The organism is Dyella flava (assembly GCF_016904955.1).
Lineage (GTDB): Bacteria > Pseudomonadota > Gammaproteobacteria > Xanthomonadales > Rhodanobacteraceae > Dyella_B > Dyella_B flava.
This window is the reverse complement of record NZ_JADIKE010000027.1, coordinates 117,941-138,753: the sequence shown is the minus strand read 5'-3', so window position 1 is coordinate 138,753 and position 20,813 is coordinate 117,941. Positions and strand designations below refer to the sequence as shown.

Below are 20,813 nucleotides of genomic sequence, written 5' to 3'. Positions count from 1 at the left end.
CCGGCAACCAGCGCCATATCGATCCTGGCCCCGAGGTTGCACGTCAGTTCTGAGGTGTGCACATGAAGCCGTATTTGCTCTCGCTTGCTGCAGGTCTCCTGATTGGAGTGATCTACGGCCTCATCCATGTGCGCTCGCCGGCGCCACCCGTAGTGGCGTTGGTCGGGCTGCTGGGCATTTTGCTCGGTGAGCAGATCCCGCCCTACGTCAAACAGATGATCGGCAAGACCACCACGACCTCGGCGTTTGTGGGGCAACAGGTCAAGCCGCATGTGTTTGGCGAGCTTCCCTGCGGGCAACTCCCCTGTGCACCGCTCCCTAAAGAAAAGCAGGACAAGTCATGAACGCTCCATCGTCCTCTCCCGAGCTCATTCTGTGTGGCGGGCGGTTCACCACGCTCGACAAATCCAACCCGACCGCCACCGCCGTGGCAATCACCAATGGCCGATTCACCGCCGTAGGCCGCGACAGCGATATCCTCCCGCATGCCACAAAAGGGGCGCGCATCATCGATCTGAAAGGGCGTGCCGTCCTTCCAGGATTGATCGATAACCATCTCCATATCATTCGTGGCGGCTTGAACTTCAATATGGAGCTGCGCTGGGATGGCGTGCGTTCCCTGGCAGACGCGATGGAAATGTTGCGCCGCCAGGTTGCCATCACACCTTCGCCACAATGGGTGCGCGTGGTTGGCGGCTTCACCGAGCATCAGTTCGCCGAGAAGCGCTTGCCAACCATCGACGAGTTGAATGCGGTGGCGCCGGACACCCCGGTGTTTCTCCTGCACCTCTACGATCGCGCCTTGCTCAACGCGGCAGCGCTGCGGACCGTAGGCTACACCAAGGACACGCCGGAACCACCGGGTGGCCAGATCGAGCGCGATAGTGCGGGCAACCCGACCGGGATGCTGCTGGCCAAGCCGAACGCGGCCATCTTGTATGCCACCCTGGCCAAGGGCCCCAAGCTTCCTTTCGACTACCAGCTCAATTCCACCCGGCATTTCATGCGCGACCTCAATCGCCTGGGCGTAACCGGTGCGATCGATGCCGGCGGCGGCTTCCAAAACTTTCCCGAAGACTACGAAGTGATTCGTCGTCTTTCCGAGGATGGGCAGCTGACGATTCGCCTCGCTTATAACCTGTTTACCCAAAAGCCAAAGGGCGAGAAGGAAGACTTTCTCAACTGGACCAAGACGTCCAAATACAAACAGGGTGACGACTATTTCCGGCACAACGGTGCCGGAGAAATGCTGGTTTTCTCTGCGGCGGATTTCGAAGACTTCCGGCAGCCGCGTCCGGACATGCCCTCGTCGATGGAGCCGGAGCTGGAAGATGTGGTGCGGATCCTGGCCGAGAACCGCTGGCCCTGGCGTCTCCACGCGACCTACGACGAAACCATTCAACGTGCGCTCAACGTATTCGAGCGTGTGAACCGCGATATCCCGCTCAAAGGTCTCAACTGGTTCTTTGACCACGCTGAAACCATTTCCGAGCGCTCGATCGACCGCATTGCGGCGCTCGGCGGCGGTATCGCCGTGCAGCATCGCATGGCTTATCAGGGCGAGTATTTCGTCGAGCGTTATGGCGCGGCGGCGGCCGCGGCGACACCGCCGGTGGCGCGCATGCTGGAGAAGGGTGTGCATGTATCCGCCGGTACGGATGCAACGCGGGTGGCGTCCTACAACCCGTGGGTGTCGTTGGCCTGGCTGGTGACCGGCCGAACCGTGGCCGCCATGCGCCTGTATCCCCAGGCCAACTGTCTCGATCGCGAAACCGCGTTGCGCATGTGGACCCAGTATGTCACCTGGTTCTCGAATGAAGAGGGCAACAAGGGCCAGATCAAGGTGGGGCAGCTGGCCGACCTTATCGTGCCCAGCTGCGACTACTTTGCCTGTTCGGAGCAGGACATCGCGGACATCACCTCCGATCTGACGATCGTCGGCGGCAAGGTGGTTTATGGCGCCAACGGTTTTCGCGAGTTCGACGATACCTCGGTGCCTCCGGCGCTGCCGGAGTGGTCGCCGGTGCGGACCTACGGCGGGTACGCCGCGTGGAAGGAGTTCAAGCCAGCCGCCATGCAGGTACATGCTTGCGATTGTGGCGGTTGCTCCTTGCATGGACATGAGCATGCGAAGGCATGGGGTTCCGATTTGCCGATCGCCGAAGCCGATCTCAAATCGTTCTGGGGCGCGCTCGGTTGCTCGTGTTGGGCGGTGTAGCGATGGACGTTGCCACCAAACCGGATATTCATGACGACACGCCTGCGTGGATCGTGCAGATCCTCGAGGCGCGGGTGACGGTCTATCTGGCGCGCCTGTGTCTGACGCTGCCTTTCTGGTGGAGCGGCATCGACAAGCTGGTTCATCCCCATGCGGCCCTGGCCGAAATCCAGGGCCTCGGTTTGCCGCCGTCGTGGCTGCTCTACGGACTTCTGCTGATCGTCCAGCTGGGTGGTTCGCTGGCCATCATCTTCAATCGCTTTGCCTGGTTGGGTGCGGGCGCGCTGGGCGTGTTCACCGCCATCGTGACCTACATGGCCCACGCTTTTTGGAAGCTGCAAGGGCCGGCGCGTTTTGCCGAGCTGAACGATTTCCTGGAACACATTTCGCTGATTGCCGGGATGGTGTTCGCCGCCTTGCATTGTCACGAGGTGAAGGAGAGCGATCGATAGTTTCATTGCTCATCGAAACCGTAAGCAAAGCCATGTTGTTCGACGTCGATTCAAGGAGCCCGGCATGCGCACCATCTCGTCATTCACGCTTTCCGTCGTGCTGTTCACCTTCGCAGTCGGCGGCTTTTTCTTGCTGCCGGAGGCATCGGCGATCGCGCAGGAAAGCAGTTCCGCCAAGTTCGCCGTTGGCCCGCAATACGACACCACGCACGTCTACGTTGCGCCGGAAGACTTCGACCGCTTCGTCAGCAGCTTCCAGGCGACGTTCGGTGGCACGACCAGCAAGCAAGGCGTATTCACGGTGACGCCAACGCCCAGCAAAACGATGTCGCAGCTGGTGTTGACGCCGGCCGGCACGCTGTCGGTGTTTGGCTTCAAGACGCCGATACCGTGGCCCTTTGGCGCAGAGCGTACGGGTTACCTGGTGACCGACATGGATGCCGCGGTCGCTGCGGCCCGTGCAGCGGGTGCCAACGTGGTGGTCGGCATCTTTCCCGATCCGATCGGCCGGGATGTGGTGATCCAATGGCCCGGCGGCGTCAATATGCAGCTTTACTGGCACACCACGACGCCCCATTACCAACCGTTGCAGACCGTTCCCGAGAACCGGGTCTACGTCTCGCCGGATGCTGTTGATGCCTTTGTGCATGGCTTCGTCACGTTTGCGCACGGGAAAGTCGTTTCCGACGATGCGCGTGCCTCAGGCGTCGAGATCGGGCGTCCCTCCGACACCTATCGACGCATTCGCATTGAATCGGGGTTCGGAAAGATGGTGGTGCTCGTCACCGACGGTCATCTGCCGTTTCCATATGGTCACGAGATGACCGGGTATGAGGTCTCGAACCTCGATGGCACCCTGGCGAAGGCCAAGGCTGCCGGTGCCCAGGTTCTGGTCGCCCCGTACACGGCCGACGGCCGGACCGCGGCAATCGTTCAATTTCCCGGCGGCTACATCGCTGAAATTCACGCGAGCGCGAAACAGTAATCCGTTGGATGCAAACACTCATCGATGACGGCATCCAGGTCAAGGTTCAAGGAAACTCATGTGGGCACGCTGCGGGCTACTGTTGATAATTGTGTGCGTTGCCGCCGGCCGTAGCTATGCTCAAACGACGGATGACACACCTGCGCCGGTTCGCCCGAACATCGACTTCTATCGCTGGCAGGAAGACTGGTCGGTATTGGCCGATCCGCGCGTGCCAAGGGAGTTTGGCGATGCGCTTAAATACATTCCATTTTCAAAGAGCGATCCGAAGCGCTACCTGTCGTTTGGCGTGACGCTGCGCGAGCGCTTTGTGAGTGTTGATCCGGCGCTGTTCGGCACGGTGGGTGGCAAACGCCAGGACTACCTGCTGCATCGCCTGGAAGTGCATGCGGATGCGCATCTCACCGACAGCACCCGGGTGTTTGTGCAGATCGAAAATGCGCTGGCTCCCTGGCTGCAAAATCCCACCCCGGTGGATGCGAACAAACTGGATTTGCGGCTCGCTTTCCTTGATTGGCAGAAGAAGTTCGGTAACGGTGAATGGAAGCTGCGCATCGGCCGGCAGGAAATTGCCTTCGACTTGCAACGCTTCGTGTCCGTCCGCGACGGTCCGAATGTGCGCCAGGCGTATGACGCGATCTGGGCGGACTATGAAACGGTGCAATGGCGCATTACCGGCTTCGTCAGCCAGCCCGTGCAATATCGCAATCAAACCGATTGGGACGATTTCAGCAATCGCCGTCTGGTGTTCGGGGGCGTGCGCGCGCAGCGACGCATGAGCGCGAACAGTCAGCTCAGCGTGAGTTTTTCCGATTTCCGCCAGGACAACGTCCAGTTTCTTGCGGCATCCGGCAATGAAGAGCGCCAAAACGTGGATGTCCATTACTACGGCAACATCCAGGTCTTCGACTGGGATGTTGAAGGCATGAAGCAGGGCGGCAGTATCGGCAGCAAGAACGTTGACGCATGGGCGTTTGGTTCGCTTACCGGATTGACGCTTACCCAGGTCGCCTGGACGCCGCGCTTTGGCGTGCAACTGGATGCGGCCTCCGGCACCCATCATCTGGACGGCACAACGGTTGGCACCTTCAACCCGCTGTTTCCTAACGGATATTATGAAACGCTGTCGGGCTACACCGGCTACACGAACTTCATCCACTTCAAGCCTTCGCTCACTGTGTCGCCTTTTGATAAGGTGAAAGTCGTTGCTGGCTTCGGGATGCTTTGGCGGGAGACCACGGGTGATGCGATCTATGCGCAACCGGATATCCCGGTACCGGGAACGGCAGGCGAACCAGGCAAGCACAGCACCAACTATGGGCAGTTGCAGGTCAACTGGAACGCTACGCGAAGCCTGTCGTTCGGGCTCGAAGCGGACCGGTACTTTGTCGCGACGGCGCTTCGTCGTGCCGGTGGGGAAGACTCGGATTATCTAGGCATAGAGCTGCGCTGGGGTTGGTGACGGATGACCGCAGAAGTAACGCGATCGCATTGGACGGTGCTACTGGGGGCCAGTGCGCTCGCCGTAGGCTTGGTGATGGCCGGTTGCGTCGAAGTCGGGCCCGACTACCAGCCACCCAAGCTCGACCTGAAACCTGTTTCGAACCCGCTCGCTGCGCCGGCCGATACGGCGCCGCCGTTGCCGCTCGATACCTGGTGGCAAGGCTTCAAGGATCCCGAGCTGGATCAAATCGTGGACCGGGTGCGCCGTCAAAACCTGGATCTGGCGGCCGCCCTGGCCCGCGTCACGCAGGCGCAAGCGGTGGCTGAAGCAGCGGGTGCAAGGCGTCTTCCGTCGGGCGAGCTCGCCGTCTCGGCCGATGCGGAACATCAATCCTTGCGCAGCCCGATCGGTGAGCTGGCCAGTGTGGAGCCGGGCTACCTGCGCAACGAGGTGCTTTACGACGAAGGTATCGGCGCCAGCTGGGAAACCGATCTGTTCGGTGGGCTGCGCCGGGGCGAGGAAGCGGCCAAGGCCGAAGCGCAGGCTGCCGAAGCCGGCCATCTGGGCACGCGCGTCTCGGTCACCGCCGATGCCGTGGACGCATATGTGCAAATTCGCGGCAATCAGGAGCGCCTGCGGATCGCGCGGCGTCAGATCGACATCGACACGCATCTGCTGTCATTGATCCAGCAGCGCAACGAATACGGCGCATCGTCCGACCGCGAACTGGACCAGACCAGGGCGCTGGTCGATCAGGCCCTGGCCACCGTACCGCCGCTGGAAATTGCCTTGCAGGCGCAGCTCAATCGCCTGGACGTGTTGATGGGAGCCCAGCCCGGCACCTATGCATCCGAGCTGCGCACGCAGAAGCCGATACCGACCATTCCCACCGTCAACGTCAGTGTGCAGCCCGAGCAACTGCTGCGCAGTCGGCCCGACATCGTCGCGGCCGAGCGCCACCTGGCGGCGTCGAACGCACGCATCGGTGTGGCGATCTCCGATTACTACCCCCACGTTTCCCTGGGCGCATTGCTGGGCTTTGAAAGTCTCGGTTCCGATGACCTGATTTCCGCGGCGTCGTTTCAACCGCAGTTGCTGGCTGGCCTGCGTTGGCGCCTGTTCGACTTCGGGCGCGTGGATGCGGAAGTCAACGATGCGAAGGGCGCTTACGCCGAGGCGCTGGCGAACTACCGCCAGACGGCGCTCCGCGCCACCCAGGAAGTGGAGGATGCGTTGACCGCGCAGGCGCAATACGCCACCCAGTCGGGGCAATTGAATGCGGAGACCGTGTCGCTCCAGCGCGCGAATGCATCGTCCGAACGGGCCTATGAAGCCGGCTCGGTGTCGTTGACCGATGTGCTGGATACGGAGCGGCAGTTGCTCGCTGCGCAAGATGAAGCGGTGAACGCCCGCGTCAACGCCTTGCGCTCGGCCATCTTTTTCTACCGTGCCATGGGCGGCGGAGGATGATGCCCCAAACGGGCAGGGTGTCATGCCAGCGGTTTTCATCCTTTGACGACGCGGAGGTTCCGATGTCCAGCACAGCTTCTCTCCCATGGCCTGATCAGCAGGCCGGCTTCATCCATCCGATGTGATCGCATGACTGAATCGTCCAGCCAGGTTACCCATCCGCCTGCACGAAGTGTCCAGGCGCCGCTGTCGTTGGCGGACGCCAAAATGTTGCTGTTCGGGTTGGGCCTGGCGACGGCGGCCGAGTTCTACACCTTCGACGGGGTGAACCTGGTGCTGCCGGACATGGCAGGTTCCTTCGGCATTTCGCGCGATCAGGCAAGCTGGATCCTCACGACCTACAGCTCGACGATGTTCTTCGGCGTGGCGCTCTCGATCTGGTTGGCGGCGCACCTGCATTACCGCCGCTACATCATCGGCTCGGTGGTGCTGTTTGCGATCGCCTCGATCGGCAGTTCCCTCAGCACAAGCTTTGAAAGCCTGTTGTTCTGGCGTGCGATCGAGGGCTTTGCCGGCTCAGGCCTGACCATGTGGTGGCGAGCGAGCATCTACATGCTGGTGGATCGCAAGTCTCGCAGCACGTCCCTGATGCGCGTGTCGGTCATGCTTTACCTGGCCACCACGGTCGGGTTGCTTTACAGCGGCCTGGTGACCGACCACATCAGCTGGCGTCTGATCTTCCTGCCGAATGTGCTCTTTGCGATCGCGGCGATTGCGGTGCTGCTTCGCTACTACCCGGACGTGCCGCCATCATCGGACGCGCGCATCGTCAATGTCGATAAACCCGGCATCACCCTGATCGGCATTGCGGTGATCTCATTGCAGGTGATGTTGAGCCGCGGGGAGATCGATGGCTGGTTTGAATCGCCCCATATCCATTGGTTCGCGTGGATCGCCGTGCTGGCCCTGTTGCTGTTCATTGGTTGGGAGATGAGCGAGCGCAATCATTATCCGTTGCTGCGCCTGCAGCTGATTCGCACCCGGCCGGTGCTCTCGGCCATCTTCTTAGGGATCTTTGCCGGCACCATTCTCTCGGGGAGTCTGTATGCACTCCCGGAATACCTGCGTGGCGTGGATCCCAACCGGTTGAATGCGACCGATACCGGGCGCCTCATGTGCGTTTATGCGCTGACGGCCGCAGCGATCCGTCCGTTCGTGGTGACGGGCATTGCCCGATACGGCCAGCGCAAAACGATTGCCTTTGCCTTCACCATGCTGGTGCTATCGATGCTGGTGTTTGCGCGGCTGATCACCACCGGCACACCCGAGATCTACTACGCGCTTCCCCTGGCGATGTATGCCTTCTGCCTGGCGCCGATGCTGTCCAGCATCGGTAGCGGCACCGTCGGCAAGGTCGAGGCCACCAGTCAGCTGGATGCGGTGTCCATCTACATGACCTTTCGCCAGTTGGGAGCTTCCTTGGGCGTGACACTGGCTTCGATCGTGCTGCATCGACGCGAGACGCTGCATTCGTCACGGCTCTACGAGCATCTGCATGCCACGCATGGACCGGTCGTGGCCTGGACCGGTGGCGTCGCGGAACAGATCGTGGGCCGGGCCGGGACCTCGCCGATTGACGCCAGGCTGATGGCCTTGAAGATGTTGAGCGAAGCAGGTGCGCGGCAGGCCTCGACGCTGGCTTATGCGGATGTTTTCTATTTCATGGCGGCCATTGGCGTCGTGGCGCTTTGCGTGGTGCCCCTGATGCCACCTTCTCCGGTAGCGAAGCAATGAGCGATCAAGCGAACATCCCCACCGGTCAGCCCACGACGCCGCCCGCGCCGGCACCCGCACCTGCGCCAAAACGTCCTGCGATCACCAAGCACCGGGGCATCATCGCGCTGGTGGTGGCTCTGCTGATTGTCGCCTTGTGCATTTACCTTCCCTATTTGTTCGTGGCGGCGACCGATGATGCGTACGTCGAAGCCGATACGGTGACGGTGGTGCCCAAAGTGCCGGCCTATGTGAGGGTCTTGCATGTCAGCGACAACACGGCGTTCTCGAAGGGCCAGCTGCTGGTGGAACTGGATCCGCGGGATTACCAGGTCGCGGTCAACAACGCCGTGGCCGATCTGGCCTCGGCGAAAGCATTCAAGGTCAACCTGATCGCGCAGATTGACGAGCAGAAACACAAGGTCGCCGCGGCCAAGGCGGCCGTGGATAGCGATCAGGCAACACTGACGTTTGCCAACCAGCAACTGGTTCGTTATGGCGCCTTGTCGCGAAGCGGTGCCGATACCAGGGAGCGGCTGCAGCTGGCGACCTCGCAGGTGGAGCAGCAACGCGCCGCGATGGAACACGACACCGCAACGCTCGCTGCGGTGAAGGCGCAGGTCACGGTCCTGGAAAGCCAGGTGGTCCAGGCTGACGCCGCCATCGCCGCCAAACAGGCCGTCCTGGATCAGGCGCGGCTCAACCTGTCCTACACGCATATCTACGCCGTCGCGGACGGCACCGTAGCCAATCGCAGTGTGCAGGTGGGCAACTACGTCCAGCCCGGGCAAAGCCTGTTTTCAGCGGTGCCGGACGAGGTATTCGTCATCGCCAACTTCAAGGAAACACAGCTTGGCGGCATTCGTCCGGGGCAGCCGGCGAACGTTCGCGTCGATGCGCTTCCTGGCGTGGTATTCCATGGCCACGTCGACAGCATTCAACGGGGCACCGGTTCCAACTTTGCCTTGCTGCCGCCGGAAAATGCCACCGGCAACTTCGTCAAGGTGGTTCAGCGCGTGCCCGTCAAAATCGTGCTCGATCAATCCCGCGCGGGAGCGCGTTTGTCACCGGGGATGTCGGTGATCGCACACGTTATCGTCCATCGGCCACCGTGGGGGCTGGGATGGCTTTTCAACTGATCGCTCGTGATCGCGTAGCCTGGGTTAGCGCAGCGTAACCCAAGGAATCAACACCTCCGAAGGTAACAACCCATGTCCAGCTCCTCCGCCATCAGAATCGCCATTCTCGACGACTACCAGAACGTTGCGCTCAAGCTGGCGGATTGGTCGGTGCTGAAAGACCGCGCGGAAATCACGGTCTTCAACGACCATCTGGCGGAAACCGCGGATATCGTTGCGCGCCTGAAGCCATTCGACGTCTTGTGCGTGATGCGCGAGCGAACACCACTCACGCGCGCCATCATCGAGCAACTTCCCCATCTCAAGCTGATTGCCTCGACCGGTGCGGGTAACGCTTCGATTGATACGGATGCGGCGACTGAGCGTGGCATCAAGGTCGTCCACACCGGATATTCGTCCACGCCGACCATTGAGTTCGCCTGGGCGATGATTCTGGCCATGGCCCGCCATATCCCTATCGAGAATCAATCCGTGCGCGAAGGCGGCTGGCAGCTCATGCTCGGAACCCAGCTGGCCGGCAAGACTCTCGGGCTACTTGGCCTTGGCCATATCGGTTCGGCGGTCGGCGTGATCGGCCGCGCCTTCAGGATGAATGTGATCGCCTGGAGCGAGAACCTGACCGACGAGCGCGCGGAATCGAAGGGAGTGAAGCGAGTTGACAAGGACACGTTATTCTCAACGTCTGACTTTCTGTCGATCCATCTACGACTGAGCGAGCGGACGCGAGGCCTGGTCGGCGCTGCGGAATTGGCGAGGATGAAACCCACGGGCCGCATCATCAATACATCGCGTGGCCCGATCATCGATACCGCGGCGCTGCTCGCCGCACTGGAGGGCAGGCAGATCGCCGGTGCGGCCATCGATGTGTACGACACCGAGCCGCTCGAACCGACGAACCCTCTGCGTACGCTGGGCAACGTGCTGGCCACGCCGCATATCGGCTATGTGACGTTGGAGATGTACCAGACGTTCTACGGCGATACCGTGCGCAACATCGTCGAGTGGCTGGACCAGATGCCCTGATCCACCGATTCAGTGAATGACGAGTGTTTCGCTTCGCGTTCTGAACTTGGTTAATCTGTTCAGGTCATCCCGTTTGTGCGATGGAGCGTCCGTCGATGTCAAGGTGGCTATCCTGGATGGTCTCCATCGCCGCCTTGATCGGGTGGGGCGCTGCCGGTGCGGCTGCCGTCCCGGCATCCATCAAGGACTATGTGCACACCTCCTGGACGCAGCGGGAAGGGGCTCCGGCCGATATCCGTGCCCTGGCGCAAACCCCTGATGGCTGGTATTGGCTTGGCACGTCGATGGGGCTGTACCGGTTCGACGGCGTGAAGTTCGAGAAGCGGTCGCTGTTTCCCGTCGAGAGTGATAAATCACAGAGCGTTGCGTCCTTGCTGGTCACCCGTCGCGGCGATCTCTGGGTCACGCTTTCCTACGGCGGTGCATTGGAACTCACCGGCGAGGATCACTCGCAGGTGGTCACGCCGCCAGGTCTTCCCAGCAATGCCGCAACCGATGCGCTCGCCGAAGATGCGGAGCATGACCTGTGGGCGCTCGTGGCGGGTCAGCTATATCGCCTGCATGGACATCAATGGCAGCTCGTCGCCAAGAGCGGCGCTGGGCTTCCGGAGGCTCCCCTCGATGACCTGCTGGTGGATGCGGCGGGAACGGTATGGGCTTTTACCGACACCGATGTTTTTCGCCTGCGCCGAGGGCAGGTCCGCTTTGAGAAATCCATGGCGGCCTTTCCAAAAGGTCCGCAACGGGCGATGTGGCAGACAAACGATGGCGGCATCTGGGTGGCTGACGACGAAGGGGAGCGTTGGCTGAACCTGCCGGATGGGCCTGATCCGGGAACCGCGACGGCGGTAAGTTTCCAGTTCAGTTCATCGATTCGTGTCATCGATCGCGACGGCACGATGTGGTTTATCGATTGCGACGCCGCCATCTTGTGTCGCTACCCCCATGCGAAAGACGAGCGGGGCCTGATTGACCCGAAGGTGAGTGACGCAGACAAGCTGACCCTCGACGACAACATCATGTCGGGCTTGTCGATGACCGTCATGGTGGACCGGAATGGCGATATTTGGGTCGGGACGAAAGCGGGCCTTGACCGATTTCGAAAGCCACTGGTTACGGTCGTCCATTTCCCGCAGCCCCTGGTCTATTTTTCGGTCGTGCCCAACCCCAACGGTTCGGTATGGGTAGGCACGGCATCGATGGGATACACGGATCGGTGGTGGCTCGTGGATGGTTACAACGCGCCGCATGCCTGGGGTGATTTCATCGCCGATACCACCGCCTCGTTTCGCGACAAGGATGGAAGCATCCTGTTGGGCGGCGAGTCAGGGCTGCGTCGATTTGATGGCAAGGCCATGGCGTCCATCGCTGTGCCCGATGCCATGCAGGACCGCAAGATCCAGTCGATTCTGCGCGACGGCAAGGGGCGATTATGGATTGCGTTTCGAAACGCACCGGTTGATCAGCTCGACGGCAACACCTGGATCAGCAAAGGCCATATCAGCGCGCTTCCGGATTGGCATCCCATATCCACGGCCGTCGGCAAAGACGGCAGCGCGTGGTTTGGCTATGACGACAGCAAGGTTTTCGTTCTGCGAGGAAACGAACTCACTCGCTACACCCGCCGTGAAGGCGTGCAGACGGGCAGTGTGACGGCGATCTGGCCCGGGAGTCCAACGCTGGTGGGCGGGGAGCTTGGCCTTGCCGCGCTCGCAGGCGATCGCTTTCGCATGTTGCAAACCAATGTCCCCGGCACATTGGCGGGAATTACCGGCATCGTGTTGGCCAGTGACGATTGTTACTGGTTCAACACGCAGGCCGGCGCAGTACGTATCCGTGCCGAAGACCTGCGCCGTGCCATGCAAGACGTCAACTTCAAAATGCCGTTCCAGCTGGTGGACGCATTGAGTGGGATGCCAGGAGGTGCGCAGCGGATTCGGCCGCTACCCAGCCTCACGCAAGGAGTGGATGGCCGTTTGTGGTTTGCGCAAATGTCGGGGCTGGCATGGATGGATCCACGCCAGGTTCCGATGTCCCTCGCGCCCCTGCGCGTGGTCATGCTTGATTTGGTCAGTAAGGCGGGAGCCATCCCCGTCGACGGGCGGGTGGGCCTGCCGGAGGGCACGCACAGTTTCCGTATCGCTTATACGGCACTCGCTGCCTATCTTCCGGAGCGTGTGACCTTCCGCTATCGACTGGTTGGCGCCGGCAGTGACTGGCAGTTCGTGGGCACCGATCGGGTCGCAAACTTTGCCGGGTTGGGGCCGGGCCATTATCGATTCGAGCTCGAAGCTTCCGAAGATGGATCACCATGGACCAGCCCTTCCGTATTGCCGATAACGATCGCGCCGGCGTTCTATCAGACGATCTGGTTCGGCATCGTGTGCGCCTTGGTATTGCTGATCGGCGTCGTGCTGATAACCCGGCGGCATACCCGTCTATCCAATCAACGTTTGCTGGCACGCGTGCAGATTCGTCATGCGGAACGGGAGCGCATCGCGCGTGACCTCCATGACACCCTGCTGCAAGGTGTGCAGGGCTTGATACTTCGGGTGCACGCCGCGGCATCCCAACTTTCGCCGGAACACCCGGTTTCCACTTCGATCGAGCGAGCACTGGAACGGGGTGAGGATATTTTGGTGGAGGGGCGTAATCGATTGCATGATTTGCGACTCGGCATGACTGGCATCAATGAACTCGTCACGCGCATCACCGGGTTTGCCGAGCAGTGTAGTGCTGACTATCCGGCCAGGGTCAACGTCATTGCCAACGATAGTGAGCAGGCCATCGATCCAGTCGTTGGCGAAGAAGCGTTTTTAATTGCCCGCGAAGCCTTGCTCAATGCATTCAAGCACGCCCATGCAAGCGATATAAGCGTTGAGGTGGGTCATGGTGGGAAGGGGATATCCATGGTCATTCGCGATAATGGGAGTGGCTTCAATGCGGACGTCAAACCTTCGTCGCCGCAATCCCGTTGCTGGGGACTGGTGGGCATGCGCGAGCGCGCGTCATCCATCGGAGCCGAGTTTGCGATCAAATCAAAAGTGGGGCAGGGAACAGAAGTATCGTTGTGGATACCGGCTAATGCCGTCTACGCCGGTGGGCGCTGACGCGTGATATGCGGGGAGTTTCGATTACATGCCATCCATCCATCGTCGAAACTTCTTCGTAGGCGGAGCCTATGCAGGACCGCCCGGATCGCGCGTGATGCACGGGCAAATGCATGTCGAGATGCTTACGCCCGACCTTGTCACGCATCGTTATCCGCTGGTACTGATCTGCGGCAAGGCGCAAACCGCGACTGGCTGGATGACGACGCCCGACGGCCGGCAAGGTTGGGCCGAGTGGTTTGCCGAGCATGGTTGGCGTGTTTGCGTGGTCGATCAGCCGGCGCGTGGCCGTTCCGCATGGCAGCCGGAATGGAACGGAGCAGTGAAGCCCCTTCCGGTTCCGTTGGTCGAGAATCTGTTCACCGCACCGGAAGATGGCGGGAGCTATCCGCAGGCCCAATTGCACACCCGATGGCCCGGCGGCAAGCACAAGGGGCATGCAGGCGATCCTGTCTTTGATCAGTTCTACGCAAGCCAGGTTGCGTCACTGGACAATCCCGAAAGCGAGCGGCTTATGCAGGCTGCCGGCGCTGCGCTGCTGGATGAAATAGGCCCGGCCATTCTGCTGACTCATTCGCAGGGCGGTTTATTCGGTTGGCTGATGGCGGATGCGCGGCCAGGTAAAGTCATGGCGATCATGGCGGTGGAACCTGGCGGTCCGCCTTACCAGGACGACTTGTATAAATCAGGGGCCGACAGAATCTCTGGGCTCACGACGGAACCGCTCACCTATGACCCGCCGGTATCGGTTGCATCGCCGCTGCAATTCGAACAGCAGGCCGAGCCTGATGCGCCGGAACTGGCTCGATGCTGGTTGCAAAAAGGTACGCCCCGGCGTCTGGTGAATCTGGCAAATGTTCCGGTACTCGTGCTCACCGCTGAAGCTTCGTATCACGCGATGTTTGATCATTGCACGGCCCGCTACCTGAGTCAGGCTGGCGTTTCCGTCCAATTTATTCGTCTGCAGGACGTAGGCATCACCGGCAATGGCCACATGCTGATGCTGGAAGAAAACAGCCTGGATATCGCGGCCTTCCTCGATGCATGGCTGAGCGGCCACATGACAGAGGAATAGGGCCCCGGGGGCGCCAGATGCTTATGCGCTGGAGTTGCACCGGTTTGCTGAGAGTGCTCGTGTTTGAAGATGGATGCTTTGGGGTTGATTCGTTGGGTTACGCCGCCGTACGGACTGGGCAGATGGGTAACGCGTGCAACAGGCGTAATCGGATGGGTAGGTTGGGTTAGCGCAGCGTAACCCAACGGTGTTTGTCGCTTCGATGGAATTCCGTTGGGTTACGCTGCGCTAACCCAACCTACCCATCCTTACGCAACTGCCAATCATATCGGCAGCGGCGCCCATGCGGCCGAAGGATCTGGGGTGCTCATACTCGCCTAATTTTCGACTTCCATACTTTTCTCCACGGCAGAACAAGCCCTGTCGACTACTAAATCTTTTGTGGAGGAGAAAAGACCATGTCCATGTCACGCTGCATTCTGACTGTCGCCCTGGTGGCGGCGAGTGCTCTTTCGGTTGGAGCCGCCTACGCAGCCGATGGCTGCGGCCCGAACGGCTGGCGCGGCACCTGGGGTCACTGCCACTTCGTGCACCCCTATGTTCAGTACGTGCCGCCGGTCGTCGTGACCGCAGCGCCTCAGGTGGTCTACACCGGTACACCGGTCGCCGCCGTGCCATCGTGCCCCGCCGGCTACTGGTATGGCCCTTGGGGTCATTGCCGCGATACCCCGTACCACGGCCGCCTGCCGAACGGTGAATGGCAGTAAGCCGGACTGGAAGGGGGAGGGCGTAGCGCCAGGCGCTACGAAGTCATCGATCGAAAGTGAGCCTGGTCATCCGTCAGCGGCCGGCATCACCCCTCATTCCTTCTGATGGGTCTTTTGAAATTCGACGCGGCGCGCGTGTCGCGGGCCCTAATGATTCAACATCACGAGGAAAGATCATGAAACGCACTCTTATAGCCATCGCCGGCCTGGCGTTGTTGTCGATCAGCACCGCCTGGGCGGCCCCCAGTCTCGACGTCACGGATCTGCCGGGCGTATCCGTGACTGCCTACGGGCTGGATCGGCAGGAAATCGCCCTTGAAACCACCATCCTGAATGTGGATCCGGTCAAGAACACGGTCACCATCAGGAGCCCCGAGGGGCAGGAAGAGACCATCCACGTGGGCGCTGCCGCGCGCAAACTGGATAACCTCAAGCCAGGCGATCAGGTGGATGCACACTACCTTCGCGCCACCGCCCTGCAGATTCTGCCGGCCAGCAGCGATCAGCCGGGTATTGAATATGCGGGGAGCACGACGGCTTCGGGCGACGCGGATGATTCCGTCGTTCAATCGCACTACAGCGAGACCGTAACGACGACCTTGTCGGCCATCGACATGAGCCACGATACGGTGACGTTGACGAGCGCCGACGGGCACACGCGGATCATCGATGTCCGCGACCTGGACAAGCGCGATGATTTTGCCCAGCTCAAGGTGGGCGATCTGGTACGCGTCACCTATGTGGAAGCGCTGGCCGTTTCGCTGGACCCGAAGCGCGCTCGCTGAGGTTCTTGAGCAGCACGGTTGGTACAACACGGATCGTGGGCGCGACGATTGACGGCTCCACTGAATCCATTAAGCTCGCCCGTAGACCTATGAAGACAAATCTTGCCCGCGCCTCCATCATCGTGTGAGTGCGCGGGTTCTTTCACGAGTGTCTTCGTCGTTTCAAATGTGCGGTTCGGCAAGGCGTCACGCAACGCCAAAGAACTTGTTGCTCTGTCACGTTACAGGATACGAGTTTGATGATATGAGGCTGCGCACCTTTTTCCGGCATTGGCGCTTTGCGCTACTTGCGCTCTTGGCGCTTTCGTCCGTTAGCCATGCGCATGCGATATCTGCACGCCCCGGCAGCACATTGTTGTTCATTCCCTACCGCGGCGACGATCTTTCTTTCAGCGAAGCGGCGTACCGTGGCTATGAACGCTTGCGCGAAGAGGGCTACGCGATCAGTGTGATCCAGGATGCCGCGCAACGGAGCGCGCCGGAGATGCTGGCGATCATCGATCGCCATTACACGATGGGTGTACGCCGCTTCATTCTGGCCGGCGCCGAAATGAGTGCACTGGCCACCGCGGCAGCCAAACGACACCCGGACGCCTATTTCGCCACCTTGTCGGGCAACGCCAGCGGCGCGAACGTGATCAACTATTGCCTGGATTGTCGGCAGATCGGCGGTTTGCTCGCCGGTCAGGCGGCCGTGCGGCTATCTCAATCGAAGGTCGTCGGCTTTGTCGGGGGCGTCATGCCAGTCGACGGGGGCGAAGCAGACCGCTTCAAGCAGACCGTTCTACGCGAAGCACCCGATGCGAAGGTGCTTGTCGACTGGACCGGCAACTGGTCCGATCGTCAACGGGCCGAGCAATTGACGGATCAGCAGATAGCGGCAGGCGCCGATGTGGTGGTCGGCGATGCCAACGTTGCGGTGCTGGCTGCTGCCGGTCGTTATCCGCGCGTTAAAGTGATCAGCTGGATGACCGATGCTTCGCGTCAATACAAAAACGTCGCAGCCTGCGTGATAATCCATACCGATGTCGTTTTTCGACGCTTTATCGATGCCGTGGCGTCGGGCCAATTCAAAGGCGGCAATTACGCGGTCGACGAAGCGGACAAGGTTTGGGTGATTGTGTGGCCGCAGCAGTCTTACTAAGGCTGCCGTAGCTGCGATGCGTTTCTGCGGCAATGCGACGAAACCCTGGCCATTAGGCCGGTCATGTGCAGGTCGGGTGGCATGAAATCACTGAAGACACGAATCATCGTATGGCTGACGGTATTGTGGGTGATCGGCATCACCATCGATGCGTTTTCATCCTATTGGCTTGCGCGCAAGCACATTGACGAGTTGCTCGATACGCATCTGCAAGGTGCAGCCGTGTGGCTGTCCGCCGGCAAGGTCGGTGCGATCGGCTCGCATGGACCGCCGCAACATTCGCTCGATGGCTTTGTGGGACAGATATGGGTGCGAGGCCTCGCCGACCCGACCGACAACACCGATCCGGAAGTGATCTTCAATCGCCAGGCCCAGCAAGGCTATTCGGTGCAGAACATCAACGGGCAGCCCTATCGGGTCTACACCTTGCGCAAGGATCAGGGCGAAATGGTTTACCAGGTGGGCCAGCCCGTGGCATTTCGCGAGGACACCGCCAAACAGGCGGGCCTGGAAAGCCTGCTGCCAACCCTGCTTCGGCTTGGCTTGATTTGGCTGACGATTCCGCTGGTGGTCAATACCGCCTTTGCGCCGCTATCACGTGCAGCCATGCGGGCAGAGAAGGTAGGCGTCGGGCGCTTGCAACCCATCGATGTATCGAACGCACCACAGGAAGTTAAGCCTTTTGCCGATTCGATCAACCGAATGATCGCGCGGCTCCAGGTTGGCATTGATGCCGAAAAACGGTTCATCGCCGATGCCGCGCATGAACTGCGCACGCCGATCGCGGCATTGCAATTGCGGGTGGACAACATGGCGAACGCGCCAGATGCGGCGACCCGGGCGGAACGGGAGCAGGAGCTGCGCGAGGCCATCGTGCGCAGCTCCACCATGATCCGGCAACTGCTCGCACTCGCGCGTGCCGACGCACAGTTTGAGCCTGGAGCTACCGAGTCGGTCGATGTTCGTCAGCTGATCCAGAAACTGGTGGCCGATCTCTGGCCGGTGGCCGATTCCCGTGCGGTCGATCTTGGCGTCAAGCAATTCGAGCCGGCGTTTGTACAAGCCCGCGAGGGCGAGCTACGCATGGCGGTGCGCAACCTGGTGGAAAACGCGCTGCGTTATACGCCGGATGGGGGCACCATCGACATCGATGTGTTCCAGCAGGCCGGCAACGTCGTTGTGCGCGTCACCGACACCGGTCCCGGTATTCCGGAAGCATCGATCGAGCGCGTGTTTGATCGTTTTTATCGGCTGCAGTCCGACCATGTCGAAGGAAGTGGCCTGGGGCTTTCGATCGTCAAGTCGGTGATCGAGAAGTACCAGGGGACGGTTACCCTAGAGAACCGGACCGATGGCGTGAGCGGACTCAAGGCGACGATCGTGTTGCCCGGCATCGAGGTCGCGCAAAAGGCGGAACGTGAGGAGACTGTGGCCGGGGAGGTGTAGGCCCTCGCCCGGGCAGGATGGGCAGGGCGGTTATCATCGTGAAGGCGACGCGCTACTGTTGCGGGGTAACAGCGATCGAAAGCGTGGCATTTGTCGGGGGATGCGACCATGCGGGTGCTATTGGTTGAAGACGACTTGCAGATTGGCCAGAGCCTGCTGCACGCGCTGAAGGATGCCAATTACAGCGTGGACTGGGTGCGCGATGGCGCCGCGGGATGGCGCGCGATCGCCGCCGCCGAATACACCGTCGTCCTGCTCGATCTTGGCTTGCCCAAGATGGGCGGCCTGGAACTGCTCAGACAGGCACGTACGTCGGGTAATCAGGTGCCGGTGCTGATCCTGACTGCGCGTGATGATCTTGAGGCCCGGGTGCAGGGACTGGATATCGGCGCGGACGACTATCTGCTCAAACCCTTCCAGGTGCCCGAGCTGTTGGCGCGCATTCGTGCTGTTCTGCGGCGCAAGGCGGGACATGCGGTGTCGTGCCTGGGTAATGAAGCGATCAGTCTCGATCTGGACAAGCGCACACTGACCTGTCACGGCGTGTCATCCGTTTTATCCGCGCGTGAATTCGCGCTCATGCATGCCTTTCTCGAACGCCCGGGCACGATCCTTTCGCGCGAACAGCTGGAGGACAAGCTGTATGGCTGGGGCAGGGAAGTGGAGAGCAACGCCGTCGATGTCCTTATCCATTCGGTGCGCAAGAAATTCGGTACCTCCGTGATCCGTAATGTGCGCGGTCTCGGCTGGACGGTGTCCGCCAGTGAATCAGGCAAGGATTGAGCCGTCAGGTTCACTTGCCGATAAATGCGCTAATGCGATCGGCCAGGCGATAGGGATACTGGTACATCATCGCGTGACCGCCCGATGCGACTTCCACCAACTCCGCGTGCGGCAAGCTTCGGCTCAGCAGCATCGAATTTCGAGGTGTCAGCACCTCATCATCCATGCCCGTCATGACCAGCACTGGCATCGTTACGCGACTTAGCGCGCGGAAAGCCTGATCGTCCTGTTCCCAGCGCTGAAGCAGCTTGCTTTGTGCAAGGGTGACGGCCGGGGAAATGGATGGTCCGGCATATCCTTGCGGCGTGAACATATCGCCAACAAAGCAGCGAATCGCCTGCTGTTGCACCGGTACGGGGAACAGCACCGCCATAACCCGATTGAAGTGTTCGTCGCCGCTACCGGAAAGGGTGCGGTCAACGCTTGCAGGCACGGGCAACGCGAGTTTCCCCGGTGGCATGGAAGACATAAGCACGAGTCGACTGACGAGCGAAGGCTGATCGATGGCCAGTTGCTGCGCAATCATGCCGCCCATCGACCAGCCCAGGACGGTGACGTCCTTGAGCTGGAGTGCCCTGATCAACGAGGCCGTATCGTTCGCCAGATCCTTGATGCCGTAAGCCGCGGCGCGTGTCTGCGAAAGGCCGATGCCGCGGTTATCGAAAATGATGACTTCGTGGTGCTTCGCCAAGGCTTCGAGGAAGTACGCGTTCCATTCGGCCATGCTGGCACGGTAGCCGGTGATCAGCACGATAGGGCTGCCTTGGCCGAACCTGAAATAGCCAATCGAGCCGGTGGATGTCGTCAGCACCTGCTCTTGCAGTGCGATGTGGCGATCCGGACGCAATGGGTCGCTGCCGCATAACATCTCCTCGCGATAGACGACCGGCGTGGCCTGGGCAACGGGAAGTGCCTGCCAGACCAGCCATCCGGCGCAGGCAAGCGCCTTCGCAACCGAGGTGATCGCGCTGTGCTTCGTGCGGCGGCGAATAAGAGAAGTTGTCAGTGTCGAACGCCTAAACATCGCCTGGAATCTCTGGATCGTGATGCCGGGACGCTAATTCCGGTTTATTAGCCGAAAATTACGTCGGTGCGGCCTGCGTTAAAAGAGGCCAATCTTGCGTGGCCGTCATCCCCGCAAATTCAGAGCCGTCATCCCCGCGAAAGCGGGGATGACGGCTCAGGAAACGCGGGAATTCCTCGGAAAACACGGCGGTGCCTATAGGCTCACCCCTCGCAAATCGCGCCCCGGAGCGCCATTTTTGGCCGGATTTCCTCCAGTCGCCCCTTCACCAGCCTGCTCATTCTTCCCTAATTCT

The 20,813-nt window shown here is 60.7% G+C and carries 17 protein-coding genes; 16 read left to right on the top strand and 1 reads right to left on the bottom strand.

The features are described from left to right. Nucleotides 1-62: 62 nt before the first annotated feature. The 16 genes from ISP19_RS04025 to ISP19_RS03950 all read left to right on the top strand — a co-directional run bounded on the left by ISP19_RS04025 (nt 63) and on the right by ISP19_RS03950 (nt 19,494). Complete coding sequence (locus ISP19_RS04025; protein ID WP_204680054.1) at nt 63-344, top strand: DUF1427 family protein; 282 nt, start codon at nt 63-65, stop codon at nt 342-344. Beyond that, a complete protein-coding gene (locus ISP19_RS04020) occupies nt 341-2,218 on the top strand; it encodes an amidohydrolase (RefSeq protein WP_204680053.1) in 1,878 nt (625 codons plus the stop codon). Before ISP19_RS04025 ends, ISP19_RS04020 begins: the two co-directional genes overlap by 4 nt. Before the next feature lie 2 nt (nt 2,219-2,220). Further along, the gene (locus ISP19_RS04015; RefSeq protein ID WP_204680052.1) at nt 2,221-2,670 is read left to right on the top strand and encodes a DoxX family protein; all 450 of its coding nucleotides are present in this window, start codon (nt 2,221-2,223) and stop codon (nt 2,668-2,670) included. Nucleotides 2,671-2,734: 64 nt separating this feature from the next. Beyond that, nucleotides 2,735-3,655 (top strand): VOC family protein, encoded by a 921-nt coding sequence (locus ISP19_RS04010; RefSeq protein WP_239556480.1) that lies wholly within the window; start codon nt 2,735-2,737, stop codon nt 3,653-3,655. A 58-nt stretch (nt 3,656-3,713) separates the two neighbouring features. Beyond that, the gene (locus ISP19_RS04005; RefSeq protein ID WP_204680051.1) at nt 3,714-5,117 is read left to right on the top strand and encodes an alginate export family protein; all 1,404 of its coding nucleotides are present in this window, start codon (nt 3,714-3,716) and stop codon (nt 5,115-5,117) included. A gap of 3 nt (nt 5,118-5,120) precedes the next feature. Continuing rightward, nucleotides 5,121-6,569, top strand: a complete 1,449-nt coding sequence (locus ISP19_RS04000; RefSeq protein ID WP_204680050.1) for an efflux transporter outer membrane subunit — start codon at nt 5,121-5,123, stop codon at nt 6,567-6,569. 129 nt (nt 6,570-6,698) lie between these two features. After that, nucleotides 6,699-8,303 (top strand): MFS transporter, encoded by a 1,605-nt coding sequence (locus ISP19_RS03995; protein WP_204680049.1) that lies wholly within the window; start codon nt 6,699-6,701, stop codon nt 8,301-8,303. Further along, on the top strand, nt 8,300-9,421 hold the full coding sequence (locus ISP19_RS03990) for an HlyD family secretion protein (protein ID WP_204680048.1): 1,122 nt from the start codon (nt 8,300-8,302) through the stop codon (nt 9,419-9,421). Before ISP19_RS03995 ends, ISP19_RS03990 begins: the two co-directional genes overlap by 4 nt. Before the next feature lie 72 nt (nt 9,422-9,493). Beyond that, nucleotides 9,494-10,444: a D-2-hydroxyacid dehydrogenase family protein gene (locus ISP19_RS03985; protein WP_204680047.1), complete on the top strand. Its 951-nt coding sequence runs from the start codon at nt 9,494-9,496 to the stop codon at nt 10,442-10,444. A gap of 95 nt (nt 10,445-10,539) precedes the next feature. After that, on the top strand, nt 10,540-13,554 hold the full coding sequence (locus ISP19_RS03980; RefSeq protein WP_204680046.1) for a sensor histidine kinase: 3,015 nt from the start codon (nt 10,540-10,542) through the stop codon (nt 13,552-13,554). A gap of 28 nt (nt 13,555-13,582) precedes the next feature. Further along, nucleotides 13,583-14,629, top strand: a complete 1,047-nt coding sequence (locus ISP19_RS03975; protein ID WP_204680045.1) for an alpha/beta hydrolase — start codon at nt 13,583-13,585, stop codon at nt 14,627-14,629. A 404-nt stretch (nt 14,630-15,033) separates the two neighbouring features. Continuing rightward, the gene (locus ISP19_RS03970) at nt 15,034-15,336 is read left to right on the top strand and encodes a GCG_CRPN prefix-to-repeats domain-containing protein (protein WP_204680044.1); all 303 of its coding nucleotides are present in this window, start codon (nt 15,034-15,036) and stop codon (nt 15,334-15,336) included. Between the two features lie 176 nt (nt 15,337-15,512). Beyond that, a complete protein-coding gene (locus ISP19_RS03965) occupies nt 15,513-16,121 on the top strand; it encodes a hypothetical protein (RefSeq protein ID WP_204680043.1) in 609 nt (202 codons plus the stop codon). 244 nt (nt 16,122-16,365) lie between these two features. Next, on the top strand, nt 16,366-17,265 hold the full coding sequence (locus ISP19_RS03960) for a BMP family ABC transporter substrate-binding protein (protein ID WP_204680042.1): 900 nt from the start codon (nt 16,366-16,368) through the stop codon (nt 17,263-17,265). 81 nt (nt 17,266-17,346) lie between these two features. After that, nucleotides 17,347-18,711, top strand: a complete 1,365-nt coding sequence (locus ISP19_RS03955; RefSeq protein ID WP_204680041.1) for a sensor histidine kinase — start codon at nt 17,347-17,349, stop codon at nt 18,709-18,711. Between the two features lie 108 nt (nt 18,712-18,819). Next, nucleotides 18,820-19,494, top strand: coding sequence for a response regulator transcription factor (locus ISP19_RS03950; RefSeq protein ID WP_204680040.1), 675 nt, complete (start codon nt 18,820-18,822; stop codon nt 19,492-19,494). A gap of 10 nt (nt 19,495-19,504) precedes the next feature. Here the strand turns inward: ISP19_RS03950 and ISP19_RS03945 are convergent, their stop codons facing one another. Continuing rightward, entirely contained in the window at nt 19,505-20,518 is a 1,014-nt protein-coding gene (locus ISP19_RS03945; RefSeq protein WP_204680039.1) for an alpha/beta fold hydrolase, read from the bottom strand. Nucleotides 20,519-20,813 lie beyond the last annotated feature (295 nt).

Bases quoted from the DNA above. Each gene is read 5' to 3' on its own strand.
- ISP19_RS04025 (WP_204680054.1), top strand. From the start codon at position 63: ATGAAGCCGTATTTGCTCTCGCTTGCTGCAGGTCTCCTGATTGGAGTG.
- ISP19_RS04020 (WP_204680053.1), top strand. From the start codon at position 341: ATGAACGCTCCATCGTCCTCTCCCGAGCTCATTCTGTGTGGCGGGCGG.
- ISP19_RS04015 (WP_204680052.1), top strand. From the start codon at position 2,221: ATGGACGTTGCCACCAAACCGGATATTCATGACGACACGCCTGCGTGG.
- ISP19_RS04010 (WP_239556480.1), top strand. From the start codon at position 2,735: ATGCGCACCATCTCGTCATTCACGCTTTCCGTCGTGCTGTTCACCTTC.
- ISP19_RS04005 (WP_204680051.1), top strand. From the start codon at position 3,714: ATGTGGGCACGCTGCGGGCTACTGTTGATAATTGTGTGCGTTGCCGCC.
- ISP19_RS04000 (WP_204680050.1), top strand. From the start codon at position 5,121: ATGACCGCAGAAGTAACGCGATCGCATTGGACGGTGCTACTGGGGGCC.
- ISP19_RS03995 (WP_204680049.1), top strand. From the start codon at position 6,699: ATGACTGAATCGTCCAGCCAGGTTACCCATCCGCCTGCACGAAGTGTC.
- ISP19_RS03990 (WP_204680048.1), top strand. From the start codon at position 8,300: ATGAGCGATCAAGCGAACATCCCCACCGGTCAGCCCACGACGCCGCCC.
- ISP19_RS03985 (WP_204680047.1), top strand. From the start codon at position 9,494: ATGTCCAGCTCCTCCGCCATCAGAATCGCCATTCTCGACGACTACCAG.
- ISP19_RS03980 (WP_204680046.1), top strand. From the start codon at position 10,540: ATGTCAAGGTGGCTATCCTGGATGGTCTCCATCGCCGCCTTGATCGGG.
- ISP19_RS03975 (WP_204680045.1), top strand. From the start codon at position 13,583: ATGCCATCCATCCATCGTCGAAACTTCTTCGTAGGCGGAGCCTATGCA.
- ISP19_RS03970 (WP_204680044.1), top strand. From the start codon at position 15,034: ATGTCACGCTGCATTCTGACTGTCGCCCTGGTGGCGGCGAGTGCTCTT.
- ISP19_RS03965 (WP_204680043.1), top strand. From the start codon at position 15,513: ATGAAACGCACTCTTATAGCCATCGCCGGCCTGGCGTTGTTGTCGATC.
- ISP19_RS03960 (WP_204680042.1), top strand. From the start codon at position 16,366: ATGAGGCTGCGCACCTTTTTCCGGCATTGGCGCTTTGCGCTACTTGCG.
- ISP19_RS03955 (WP_204680041.1), top strand. From the start codon at position 17,347: ATGAAATCACTGAAGACACGAATCATCGTATGGCTGACGGTATTGTGG.
- ISP19_RS03950 (WP_204680040.1), top strand. From the start codon at position 18,820: ATGCGGGTGCTATTGGTTGAAGACGACTTGCAGATTGGCCAGAGCCTG.
- ISP19_RS03945 (WP_204680039.1), bottom strand. From the start codon at position 20,518: ATGTTTAGGCGTTCGACACTGACAACTTCTCTTATTCGCCGCCGCACG.